Raw genomic sequence first — 691 nt, 5'->3', positions numbered from 1 at the left:
GGCGCACAGCCGCCTGGTCGTCGACTGGCCCCGCAAGAGCTGACCGCGGATGCTCCCCGCGATAGCACGCCGCATCCCGCTGGTCCGCCGTCCCAAGCGGCCTGCGTTACCGCTGGACCAGCGCGTCGCCCACCTCACCCGGGCGGCTGTCGCGCCCGCAGGCGCCGACCACCGCGACACGGTGGCCCGCACCTGCGGGATCCTCAACATGGCCGCACTGATCGCCTCCGACGTCTGCATGCCCGAGTTCGCGGCCGAGCTGTGCTGGCGGCAGCACGCCGCCTTCGCCGACGCAGGACGCCTCACCGGCGATGTCGCGTCGATGTCGCTCATGCCCCTGATCAACGTCTCCCGCCTGCTGACCCGCGCGGGCGACGGCGAAGCCGCCTACGACGTACTCGGCCGGCTCCACCGTGCCGCTGTTGCCCGAGGCAGTGCCGAGATCCATGGCCACGGCGTCGACCTCTCTGCCCTCACCACCTCGGATGCGGACCACTGCAGGATCGTCCGCGAGCTCTGGCTCGCCCTCATGACGGACGGCGCGCGGGCCTTGGCACGGACCGGCCGCTGGACGGACGCCGCCGAAGCGATGGCCGCACACCGCGGCATCGGCAACCGCCTGCTCGACGGACGCCAGATCAAGGCCATGTCGCTGATGGAACGCGGCCTCGGCCAGGAAGCCCGCGACCTG

At 72.4% G+C, this 691-nt stretch carries 1 pseudogene; it reads left to right on the top strand.

Annotated elements, in window-relative coordinates:
• Positions 1–49: 49 nt before the first annotated feature.
• A pseudogene (locus tag IH54_RS0138740) lies at positions 50–691 on the top strand (hypothetical protein); the annotation flags it as partial.

The sequence above is a fragment of the Streptomyces sp. NRRL F-5123 genome (genome assembly GCF_000721495.1).
Lineage (GTDB): Bacteria > Actinomycetota > Actinomycetes > Streptomycetales > Streptomycetaceae > Actinacidiphila.
Note: the sequence above shows the minus strand (reverse complement) of the source record. Positions and strands in the feature narration are given on the sequence as shown.